Here is an 11597-nt window from a genome sequence, read left to right as displayed (position 1 = left end):
GTGTTGAGAAACTGAATAGGAGAGCATTGTCGGGGACGGCATCGCTCTCAATTGCCTGCAGCTAAAATTCATTGTGATTTTTTTTGAGATCCCGTGACCAGCTTCAGCACAGGCAATTTCTTTAAGGCTTCAACCACGTCCGAAACGGTGGGAACATTCAGTCTCTTTGCCTTTGCCAGTTTCTGACGCAGTTTGGCGTTCTGCGCCTGCAAGTCCCGTGCAATCAAATGTTTGCGCTCGTTTTCGCGCTCTGCGGTCGCGAGCTGTTTCAAGGCAGCTTCTTCGCGCTCTCTCGCCAACAGAAGTTGCTTTGCAACTTCATCGAATGAATCATCAAATCCGATGGAACTGTAGATGCCGATCATTCTTGAATAATTGTCCCGAATATCCTCCTCAATTTGATCTTCAAATTTATCAATTAACTCTTTACGTTTCTCTTCTTGCGTACTTCTTACTTCGGAAAGAAAACTATAGTAGCGGCTCATTTCTTACACCGGAATATTGGGAATGGGCAGGCTCTCAAGGATAGGCATTTGAATTCTCTTACCACTATTCAAAGAAGTCAGGCAAGTGTCGCGTCCCTACCCGCGGGACGCTATCTGGGCTGCTCTCCTGTAGTTTTCCTCGCTTTGAACCGCGGTTGTTCCGACCGCAACTGAAGGAAACAGACCAAACGCAAAAGAACTCGATGTTCCGGTCAGTAGATCAACCTATACTTGTCCGTGGGAGCAGTAGTAAAAACGGAACCACAGTAACGAAATTGAAGGCAGGTCAACGGAGACTAATCGAAACGGGCCTTCGTCGGTTCGCTCAGCAGGCTTCAAACTGGTCAAGTCCATCAGCGACGATGTCCTCGTCGATGAGCCAGGAGCTCATGTCGGTGCGCATCGAGAACGACTGTCCTCCAACCGCGAGCAGCTCAAGTTTTCTGTGCGCAGTTATCGTAAAATGATGCCGGATGACACGCATTAACTCCGGGTAAAAGAAGCAGCAGACTTTCGCCCGCTCCCGCATGAACACAATGCCCCCCAGCGCACTGCCGTGCGGTGCCGCAATAGACTCTGCATTCCGGAAAAGGGAAATCTCATCCGCGACCGATAGCTGCGCGAATTCAACCGGGCGATAATCTCGTTTGTCCAATTGCTGCAGGATGCGATCTTCATTTATCCAGCGTCGACGACCGCTCCGCACTTGCCTTGCCGCATATATCCGCTTCGGGAAGGTGGAAGTATCGGCCTTCATTGTAGCCAAAGCGCGGTCCGCAATGGTGTCATAGAGATCGAAGACCTCGGGAGCGATGTAGTCATACATTCGCGCCGGCCTGCTCGGCACAAGCAACATATCGCTGTCGACCCATTCTTCCGGCCCGAGTTCAATCAGTCGATCCTGGGAAACCCCGGCGTAATGAAGCATCTCCTTCTGTTTGGCTGACAGCGGCCCCGATATGGCAACCGGAATGCCTCCCAATCCCATGTTTTCCAGATGAGGGAGCACCCAGAGCTTGCTCAGAACATCAATCAGCCAGTGCGAATAGACATGGTGGTAGAGTGCTCCGACCAAAAGGACCGGTCCATCAATTGTCCTCGACGGCAAGGGCCTTTTGCGAGGCCTGAAGTACCCGGGCTTCCCCGCTACCAGAAACCTTTGGTCGAGAAATCCAATGTAGGCTTCCTCCTTGCCTTCGCTCAGCGGAAAGCTCGGCCCCCAAGTGCTGTATTCGCCCGGATCGACTGGCGGAAGGAACGATTCCTCGAAGATCCTGTTGTCCTGGGTGATGGCCACCCCCATGCCATTGAAAATGGCATGGGGCAAGAATGACAGGGACAAGTCCTTGATAAGGAATTCCTGCTGGGTAAGCTGCTCCACCGTCTTGCCGGAGGAGGTCTCCATCATGACTTTGGGCTTTGTGCTTGCGATGAATTTATGTTCGGGACGCAGAATAAGGCTCGTTGCTTCTTTGACATGATCGAGACTGCCGGCGTCGATTTGATCGGTTGTCGCGATGTCACGGACGCGCCTTATCGGGTAGAAAATCTGATCCACGTTGTTGGCATTCACGGGCTTCATGGCGGGATTGACCTTGAGATCGACCGCGTTGTCCGAAAAGTTTTTGTAAAAATTCTCGATTATAACCAGTTGGAAGGCGCCGCAATCTATAGAACAGGCCACCTCGATATTTTTATTTTTGCTTTTTAGGGCGTCATCGAGGTCCTTAACGTCTCTCGACTTTATTTTCAGAATAACAACTGTCCCGGTATTGGCCGCCGAGGACAGGCGCTGAAGTGTTTCAACAATTGCTTTTGCCGGCTTTTTGGTGGACAGAGCTATCACGTGCGCTGTGTATTCAGTTTCAAGGGATTGCATCAGTTCCGCTGTGAGACCGTCCACCTTCCATGAAGTCTCTGAGCTTGCAGCGGGTCCGCTTGCAGAGAGACCGGCCGTTTTGTTTCTGAATTTTCCGCCAGTTCCCGGCTGAACCAAACCCGCCTGAAGATTGGCCAGTTCCGGATGTAGCGCCTGCCATGTGGAGCAGTCTGAATCCAGGAGAAGGGCGAGGGGCTTCGGTGCCCCAACACCCGAAGGTTCGAAGTCCCGCTGGATGCAGGCAAAATGCAGAACGGCGAAGAATACGGGGTCAATGCGAGAATCTTCCGAAAGCTTGCGCGCGAGCAACTCCCCGTAGAATTTACCCATTGCGTCGCTTCCGAGAGCCGGAAGCATGCAATTTGGGTTTCCGGAAAGAGCCGCAGCCAATCGCTCGATGCCGCGAGACAATGCGCTTTTTTCCGCAAGGTTTCCCTTGCGAAAGCGCTGACAAAATACTTTCAGATCCACGCGAAACAGCCCTTTACAGTTTTGTCAGGTCTGGAACACGGATAACATCTTCCTCGTAGTCGTCCTTGTCTCGTGAGTGCTTGGAGACAACGATGAACGTCGTATCTTCAAGAAACTCCATTGCATGCTCGACCATTGGAGGTGAATAAAAAACGCTTCCAGTTTCAAAAATTTCTGTTGTCGGTTTTTCGTCACTGCCGACGGGGCGATGATAATACTTTATCTTGCCCGAAATTACGTAGCTATAATGCCAATCGGACTGATGATAATGGTTTGCCCGTATGGCGCCCGCTTTCGAGGTGATCAGCGCACAGCCGCCCATCTGGGAGTCTAGGATCGGTTGAATTGTTCCCCGCGCGTCAACGAAGGGCGGGATCGCCTCACATGCTGCCTTGTCGGGTGATTTCAGACTCGGTGTTGTCGCCATGACACTTGTTTCCTTTTCTGGAGATTTAATCAGCAGTGTATCTGTTCGTAGCGCTGCGCGTTACGAAAGTACTTTCTGCCTCTATTCACATCTGGTCGAAATGATCGCGTACCGTTTTGAGAGCCATTTCCAGTCCACGGTCCAACTCCACCTGAGGTTCGTATCCAAGGGACCTTAGTCTACTGATATCAGGACAACGTCGCATGGTTCCACCGGACGGAAGCCCGCTAGGCACGAAGTTGGTATCGATTTCCAACGCCCTGGCAATCCGTTTTGCCAGATCAAGAATCGAAATTTCCTGATCTGTACCTACGTGATAGGTGTGCAGATGCTCACCTTTATCCATTGCCAGAAGCGTTCCGTTGACGAAATCGTCGATAAACACAAAAGAACGGGACGCGGCACCGTTGCCTTCAAGCGGCACGTCAACCGTTTTCGCTTGCGGATCGGCCTTCCTCGCCTGAAGAATTTTCAAGGCCAGCTCCGGTACAACATGGTCAAACCCCATATTGGGTCCGTACACGTTATGCGGCCTGACGACGATCGCTTTTTCCATGGCGTCGCGGCAATAATTCATAGTCATGAGTTCGCCGGCAATTTTCGATCCGCCATAGGAATACCTGGGGTTTACAGCATCCGGCAGGTATAATCCCACACTCTCATCAGTCGGCACCACTTTGGGTGTCTGATAAACTTCAGAGCTCGACATGAATAGGAATTTTTTTATGCCTTGCGATATCGACTCATCCAGGAGGAGGTGTGTCCCGATTACGCCGACTTCCAACACCTGCCTGGGAATATTGTAAAAATTCTTGGTCCCGTTAATCGCCGCGAGATGATAGATTTCCGAACAGCCGTCGACCGCTTTCTTGACGACTTCCCGCTCGCGGATATCACCAAGCACAAGCTCATAATTTTCTTCGGCCGCCTCAAGGTACTTCGCATTACCTCTCAGCTGATTGTCCAGTATGCGCACGGTTTTCCCGCGCATTCTGAGTTCATGAGCGAGGCTCCGGCCGATGAAACCCAACCCCCCGGTGACCAACACAGTACTCAAGACCAATTCCTTTCATTCACCGCTCTGCGCATCCGTTCGAAAGCACTGCACAGCGCAACTTCAAATATCTTCCAATGAAGTTTGGTTAAATCCTCGCGAGGCGCACCACGACCCCATGCTTCTGGAAACTCCGGACACAATTCAACTGCATTCGCTTGACCGGAAACAATAGGGGGCACCTTCCGATGCGAGCGCTCTGAGCGTCAGTGACGCAAGAGTGGACAGATAAATATTGTGGCTCGAGGACAGAAGCATCGTGTTTCTCGACATCTCATTTTGGGCGCCAGACAAGAACGCCATACGGCTCATGCAGCATGGTTCCAAAAGTAAGCCGTCTTTGGTCCAGGATTTCCACCTTGTTGGCATCGGCGAGACGCATAAGCTCAGTCTGGTAGACTCTCAGGTAGCCTCTCTTGTTGTGGTACAGCCGGCCGAGGGCATCGAAAATAGGCTCGTCGTCGTAATTTTCGTAGATTGGCTCGATCTGAATGCAAATTTTCGGCTTTGCCTCGAGCAGCATTCCGAGAATGCCTTGCCACTGCGTGCCAAGCTGTTCAAACGAGTGAACCGAAAGCACCACGTTATCCGTCAACGTTCCAAGGCTTTCACGCCCTTCAAGCGACAGCATGTCAAACCGCGCACCCGTGGCACGTCCGTCATAGTAAGTTGAAATCTTGTTGGTGATTTCAACCGAGGGCTCTGCCCAGTCCGCCCCGACGACCTGACTGTTCTTGAACATGTTCAGGAGCAGGTAGACGTTGGCCGCACTGCCTGTTCCCAGATCGACAATTCGATCACCATCTTCAATGTAGTGAGCATAAAGTGTTGTCTTGACGGCGTGGCAGAGCGCGAACTCGAACAGCTTATCCTGGCGCAGCGCATAATCCCCGTCGAAGCGAAAGGCGTCGAACTTGAAATATTGCGGGCAGAGCGTATCGTATTCGAAAGATGCGTCGGCAATCCTGTCGAGGATTTCGCCCCACCCTTTGCGCCAGGCATCAATACGGTGCGCACCAGAGCGCTTTAGGGAGTCGTCCTGCAGAAATCCGACGACGTCCAACAAAATCTTGTCACGCTCATCAGTTGTCGGCCGACGGTATCGCAAGTGACTTTCAGCATCAAACCAGTCTGTAACGGCAGCCGAAGACATCGGAACGCCGCAACGCTCTGCGATTTCCGATAGCTTCAAAACCTCATCCGCCAAAACGGACTCTTCCGCCGAACCAATGCCTGTGTCGGTCATGATCGCATTTTCCTTGTAATTAAAGCCTGCTGGAACCGCTTTCCCGCTCGCGAACCGCGATCGCGTTTCTGATACGCTCAACAGAGGTCTTTCGCAAAGCCGGCAAGAGCGCGCATGCCCTTTCGATGGAGACGACAGGCGCCTGATAGTTGATCGGTCCGAACTCGATTTCCCGCCCGGCAAGACATGCCACGTCCTTCAGTGTGACGGTATCCGCCGCGGCCAAATTGAAAAAACCTTCTGCAGAGCGGTTCAACGCCACCTCTATGAAGTCTCCGATTTCATCATGGCAAATGTAGCTGAAGCGGGACTCGCCGGACAATGGAACGGACGGGGTCGCTCCAGTTAAGATTCGCTTGGTGACATTGGTGGGAGAATAGGGACCGAGCGTTGATGACAGCCTTAAAATAAGGAATTTGCCGCCTGTTCGATGCGCCCAATTGACGACATGCCGCTCTGACAGCAACTTCGCTATGCCATAAAATTCATGCACTTCGTCCAGCTTGATCGGGTCATCCTCACGAAGGCTGTGCCCTTCAAGCGGATATACGGAAACGCTGGATATCAAAATAAACTTTTGCTTGCAAAGTCGAAGAACTTTTGACGTGAGTTCGAAGGAATCAGAAGCATAGTCATCCAAGCTATCTGTATCTACGTCTTTCGCCCTGCTGTGAGCGCAATGAATGACCAGGTCATATTTCGTGTCTTGGGAAAAAATTTCGTCAGCATTTTCGCGAGTCATCGCAGTCGCGCGGAACCGTTCGCAAAGAGCTCGCCCCAGACCGCTGCGGGCTCCCGTTACCAACACTGAAAGTTCGTCAATGAGCATTGCCAGTCATTTTTTGTCGTTGGCCAAAATTATGCAACATCCGGTCATACATGCTCAAATGCGGCCGTCATGCCAAGGGAGCCCGACGGGGCAACCATAGCAACACACTCTTTCGGTCGTGAAGTCCCATCCATGCGAGACCGCGAACATGACCCGCGCGTTCTAAAGTTTCAACTGTTTTGATGTTAGGAGTTGAAAAAAGCGAATGAGTGCTATAGCGAAATGGCCATCAGTCTGGGGGCTACGGGTGAAATCTGTCTCATGAATTTCCGCTATAAAAAGAACGATACCTGTCGGATGTGTGGTTCGTCAGATCTCAGCCTGGTTCTGGATCTGGGCGAGCAACCACCTTCAAACGCCTTCATCAAAACAGAAGAAATTCCGACCGAGCAAAGCTTCCCCTTGAGGATGTTTCGCTGCAGGTCCTGCGGCTCCTCCCAGCTCCTGGATGTGGTGAACGCGCAGGACGTTTTTGACGACTATCACTACCTTTCCTCCACCTCTGGAGCCTTGCGGAATCACTTCCAGGGTTTGGTCGACAGACTGCTGAGCGACTACAGCCCGAATGAAAATTCGGTCATCGTCGATGTCGGCGCAAATGACGGCATCATGCTCGACCGGTACCCGAAGGATCGTTTTCGCCTGGTCGGCGTTGAGCCCTCTTCTGCAGGGCAATATGCTGAGCAGAAGGGGCATATTATTGTAAAAGATTTCTTCGGTCAGGAAGTCGGACGGCGGATCAAAGAAGACTACGGGCCTGTTGCGCTGGTGACCGCAACAAATGTTTGCGCGCATGTTGACGACATGGTGGATTTCATGTCGGGTTTTGCTGAAATGCTGGATGACGACGGTCTCGCAGTGTTTGAGTGCTCGTACCTGCCCGACATGATGGAAGGGGTCTATTTCGATACGATTTACCATGAGCATCTGTGCTACCATGGTTTGACCCCGCTCAAGGCCCTGTTGCGAAGAGTCGGCCTTCGAGCCGTGAAAGCCGAGCGCATTTCATTTGGTGCATCAGGCCCGGCTCTGCGTTTGACCGTCGCTCTGGAGGGATCCGGGCGAAAAGAGGGTGCATCTGTCCAATCGATGCTTGACGCGGAAGCGGCGTGGGGACTGATGACTGATGCCCCCTATGATCGCTTTGCCGAAAAGGTCGAAAGCGCGATCAAGGAACTTCGCGAAACGGTAGCCAGGCAGAAAGAATCCGGTAATCGGATCGGTGTGTTTACCGCGCCTGCAAAGGGAAACACGCTCCTGAACTCGGCCAGGTTTACTTCTGAAGACCTTGAAGCCGTTGCCGAGAACAACGCTTTGAAATGTGGAAAGCTGACGCCAGGCAGTCATATTCCAGTGATTTCCGATGAGGAATTCCTGGGAAGAAAATTTGACATGGCCCTTCTGCTGTCCTGGAACTACGCGGACTTCTTTGTCTCGAACTCTGACTTTGTGAAACAGGGCGGGCGCTTTATCGTGCCGCTGCCCAGGCCGGTAATTCGCCCATAAGGCCTTAAGAGAGAGCCTGTGCCCCAATTCTGCGAAGCTACCCGCGCATGCCACGCTCACCGCAGCGCCGTCTGTCCCACCCGTTTTCTCGGAACACTAGAAGCTTAGGATAAACAATGCCGTCCAAATATGATGTGTTGGTTATTGGCGGTCTTGGTCACATTGGGTTGCCGCTCGGTCTGGTCTTCGCGGATCAGGGTCTGCAAGTGGCCCTTTATGATATCAACTTGGAGTTCCGTGAGATCGTTCGCAGTGGGAAGATGCCATTTCATGAGGATGGCGCTGATGAACTGCTCGCCAAACACAACGGCAAGAACCTTCATGTTGTGGACGATATCTCCGCTATTCAGGATGCCGAGACGCTGTTCATTACGATCGGGACCCCGCTTGACGGGTATCTGAATCCGCGAATTGAACCGCTTCTGAAGCTCATTGACGCAATGAAGTCTCATCTGCGCAATGAACACCTGATCATCCTTCGAAGCACCGTGATTCCGGGAACGACCGATCTTCTCAGCGACATCGTCGGCAAGTCGGTTAAAGCGGACGTTTCCTTCTGCCCAGAACGCGTTGTGCAGGGAAAAATGATCCAGGAAATGGAAACGCTGCCGCAGATCATTTCCGGCTGTACCCCCAGCGCGGTGAAACGGGCAAGGGCGCTGTTCGACTTGCTGGGTGTCAAGCAGATCGAAACGCGTCCCAAGGAAGCGGAATTCGCCAAGCTTTACTGCAACGCATGGCGTTACATTACGTTTGCGGCCGCCAATCAGTTTTACATGCTTGCGGAACAGGAAGGTCTTGATTTCGGCCGTATCCAGCACGCCATGACCCACGAATACGCACGCATGCGGGACTTCCCGTCTCCCGGATTTGCTGCCGGTCCGTGCCTGATGAAGGACACTATGCAGCTTGCCGCGTTTGCGCGCCGGTCCTTCGAAATGGGACAGGCGGCCATGTTTGTCAACGAAGGCCTCGCCGCATTTGCCGTCGACAAATTGGCAGAGAAATGTGGCGGCTCGCTGGTGGGAAAACGGGTCGGAATTCTTGGCATGTCGTTCAAATCGGGTTCTGACGACATTCGGGATTCCTTGTCTTACAAGCTTCGCAAGTTGTTGCGCGGGCACGGCGCGGATCTGAGATGTACCGACGAATACGTTATGGTCGACCCGGAACTTGTACCGCTTGAAGAGGTCACACAGTGGGCTGAGGGAATTATTGTGGGCACTCCGCATCCGACCTATCGGGATCTTAAAATTCCGGAAGACACGGCAGTCATCGATGTATGGGGCATAACCGACAAAGGTTAGCGTGGTGCAATTGGAACGGGCGAATAGGAATTTGCAGCCATCTAGGTTTGACGTTCAAGGAAATCACCAGTTCCGCTTGCCGCTGTCCGCACTCGCAGAATATTACTCCGACGCTGAAGAGGCGTCGATTTGCGGAGACTTTTCTTGGGTGACGCGGTTTGCGCGATCCGACATTGAATTGTCGGCGATCGCGCTCTTGATGATGGGCAACAGGGAAGGGGCTTCGCGCCTCTTCTCTTCCCAAAGCGTCCCAAGTCCCCGCGGCATGTTGTTTGGCGCGCTGGGCCGATGGTTGGAAAGCGGCACGCTTGACGATTTTCAAGCGTGCCGGAAACTCCTCTCCGTTGCGAATTCCAGCCTGTCGCACGACTTTGACGAATTGGGTACAAAACAGCCCCTGCAAGTGCTTTTTGTTGGCGGTCCCCTGTCTCGTCTGGAGGGTCTTATTCCCGAATTCCAGGGAATTTGGGCCGCGGTCGGCGAACCTGATCCGGAGACAGGTCGCATTCGGGTTAAGCCGGCAAGCAGTGGCGCACCGCCGCGTGGGTCGATTACCGCTATGGACCTTGTGTTTGTTGATCCAAGCCATTGGTTTTCTCCCGGTCTCGAATCGTTCGATGGCATGAAAGTCGGTTTCATCGGCGATTTTGAGTGGAATTTCGCGCACCACCCGGAGCGGTACCGCGTCTTCGATGCGATGCTTTCTCTTGGTTCACAGGGAAACATTGAATCCAGAGCCAGGTTCGGGCGGCCAACATTTGTCGGACCGATTTTGACTCATCTGGGTCTTCTTCCTGTGAACCGGCAGTTTCTGGAGCCGAGTTCGGCTGAAGCGGCCTGGCGGCGAATTCGTCGAGATACGGACATCGTTTCGACCGGTCGCCAGAAACATCTTGCTGGATTCTACTACGACAAAGCCGTGTTTAACCGCGCCTTGATGTCGGTCGGCACTCAGCAAGAGGTGGTCATGATGAACAGCATGCTGCCGGAACAAGGATACCAGGAGCTCATGGAGCGCTCGAGGTTCGTGGCAACGAGCCATCGCTACGGCATTGGGCAATCCTGGCGGGTTTTTGAAGCGTTGGGTGCAGGTGCAATGACGCTCGTGGATTCGGCGAGCGGAGCGATTTCTCGATTCTCCCGGGATTATCGATGCATTCACTCGATCCGTTCTCGAGACATGACCGATGACTTTGAAAGGCACATAAAGGAATATCCAAGGTATGCCGAAGAGTTTGCTCCCAGGGCCGGGGACTTTTTCAAGGAACTGAACAGCCTTGTTCCTCCGACCCGCGACGGTGTCTTGAAACAAATGCGTACCCTGCAGTTGGGTGTGCTCCTCGCACGGCACGGGTTCCCGGATGCGACTTTGTCTGAGTGGCGGACAGACCCGATTCTGCGCCGGTCTGAAAACAGGATCGCAGCTACAGGGGCGGGCGCCAAACTCGATGAACCGATAATACAGTCGCATTTTCTGGCGCGTTCGGCAAAAGCCTACGTTCAGTCGAGAGTGGCGATGGAACCGGCACGGCTAAGCTATGCCGAAGCGCTTGATGAACTGGCTCTTCTGCATGTGCGCCAGGCCATGGGGGAAAACCTGGAGAGTTCCATCTGCGACTACACACAGAAGATCATTACCCGTCACGCACAATACGGAATGCCGAAACTCTTGATGGCGGCCGCGCAGCGCAAGGAGAACAGACTTGCCGAAGCGGACACGCTATTGACGGAACTCGTGTCAAACCTGGATGGCTATCAGTTTGTGCTCGCGGATGCCCGCCCCGAGTGGCAACTCGGCTCCGTCAATGTCGGTGAATTGATCGATGGTGCAATGAAGGACCTTCTTGAGAATGGTGCCTCCGGCAGTTCCTGGAGCGGACCCTCAGATGCGCCCTTTCCGTTGGAGGCCTTCAGAAAAGTCGTCGGGTCGGCGGCCTATGCGCTGCTCGCCGACAGTGCATTGCGCCGGTCAGACGACACCGCCGCTGTGGAGCTCGCATCAACAGCGTTGAAGTTCTGCAGCTGGCAATCAGCCGCTGGCGGAATTCTGCTTCAGGCGTTGCGCCGATTGAGTTTGGCGCCCAACGGGGAGGCAGCCTGCAAGGACTTCCTGGTCGCATTCGAAAAGGTCAGCCGGCAAAATCAGGAGCTCTTTCACCAATTCGCGCTGACGGCGATGAGGGTTCTGGTCGACCTCGGTCGAACACCCGAGGCGCAAGAGCTGGCGAAAACCTGGGCCGTTGGCTGGAAAAGAATTGGCAAGCCTGTTGGCTGGGGCGCTGTACCCAAGTGGTCTGCTTCCGAGTTCCAAACGGTTTGGAAGCACGACAGCTTGCAAAAAGAAATGGCGGCGTTCGGTCTCGATCTATCTGTGCTGGTTTACAATTAGGGCG

Annotated in this window: 9 protein-coding genes; 3 read left to right on the top strand and 6 right to left on the bottom strand. The window is 53.3% G+C overall.

Annotated features, from left to right (window positions below; translation table 11 throughout):
- Positions 1 to 68: 68 nt before the first annotated feature.
- The 6 genes from ACP90_RS20720 to ACP90_RS20695 all read right to left on the bottom strand — a co-directional run bounded on the left by ACP90_RS20720 (position 69) and on the right by ACP90_RS20695 (position 6391).
- Positions 69 to 485, bottom strand: a complete 417-nt coding sequence (locus ACP90_RS20720) for a hypothetical protein (RefSeq protein ID WP_145915816.1) — start codon at positions 483 to 485, stop codon at positions 69 to 71.
- 325 nt (positions 486 to 810) lie between these two features.
- On the bottom strand, positions 811 to 2835 hold the full coding sequence (locus ACP90_RS20715) for a glycosyltransferase family 61 protein (protein ID WP_145915815.1): 2025 nt from the start codon (positions 2833 to 2835) through the stop codon (positions 811 to 813).
- Between the two features lie 13 nt (positions 2836 to 2848).
- Positions 2849 to 3262, bottom strand: coding sequence for a hypothetical protein (locus ACP90_RS20710; protein ID WP_145915814.1), 414 nt, complete (start codon positions 3260 to 3262; stop codon positions 2849 to 2851).
- 85 nt (positions 3263 to 3347) lie between these two features.
- Entirely contained in the window at positions 3348 to 4310 is a 963-nt protein-coding gene (locus tag ACP90_RS20705; RefSeq protein WP_286145770.1) for an NAD-dependent epimerase/dehydratase family protein, read from the bottom strand.
- Positions 4311 to 4590: 280 nt separating this feature from the next.
- Complete coding sequence (locus ACP90_RS20700; RefSeq protein ID WP_062489777.1) at positions 4591 to 5562, bottom strand: hypothetical protein; 972 nt, start codon at positions 5560 to 5562, stop codon at positions 4591 to 4593.
- Positions 5563 to 5581: 19 nt separating this feature from the next.
- Positions 5582 to 6391 carry an NAD(P)-dependent oxidoreductase gene (locus tag ACP90_RS20695; protein ID WP_062489776.1) on the bottom strand — a complete coding sequence of 270 codons (810 nt, stop codon included), beginning with the start codon at positions 6389 to 6391 and terminating at the stop codon, positions 5582 to 5584.
- Positions 6392 to 6652: 261 nt separating this feature from the next.
- On the opposite strand from ACP90_RS20695, the gene ACP90_RS20690 reads away from it, so the two are divergent.
- From ACP90_RS20690 to ACP90_RS20680, 3 genes are all read left to right on the top strand, one after another.
- Complete coding sequence (locus ACP90_RS20690; RefSeq protein WP_158514208.1) at positions 6653 to 7897, top strand: class I SAM-dependent methyltransferase; 1245 nt, start codon at positions 6653 to 6655, stop codon at positions 7895 to 7897.
- A gap of 116 nt (positions 7898 to 8013) precedes the next feature.
- Entirely contained in the window at positions 8014 to 9204 is a 1191-nt protein-coding gene (locus tag ACP90_RS20685) for a nucleotide sugar dehydrogenase (protein WP_082809811.1), read from the top strand.
- Between the two features lie 76 nt (positions 9205 to 9280).
- Positions 9281 to 11593, top strand: coding sequence for a hypothetical protein (locus ACP90_RS20680; protein WP_088665318.1), 2313 nt, complete (start codon positions 9281 to 9283; stop codon positions 11591 to 11593).
- The last annotated feature ends 4 nt before the right edge of the window (positions 11594 to 11597 follow it).

Origin of the sequence: Labrenzia sp. CP4 (genome assembly GCF_001579905.1) — a bacterium.
GTDB lineage: Bacteria > Pseudomonadota > Alphaproteobacteria > Rhizobiales > Stappiaceae > Roseibium > Roseibium algicola.
Note: the sequence above shows the minus strand (reverse complement) of the source record. Positions and strands in the feature narration are given on the sequence as shown.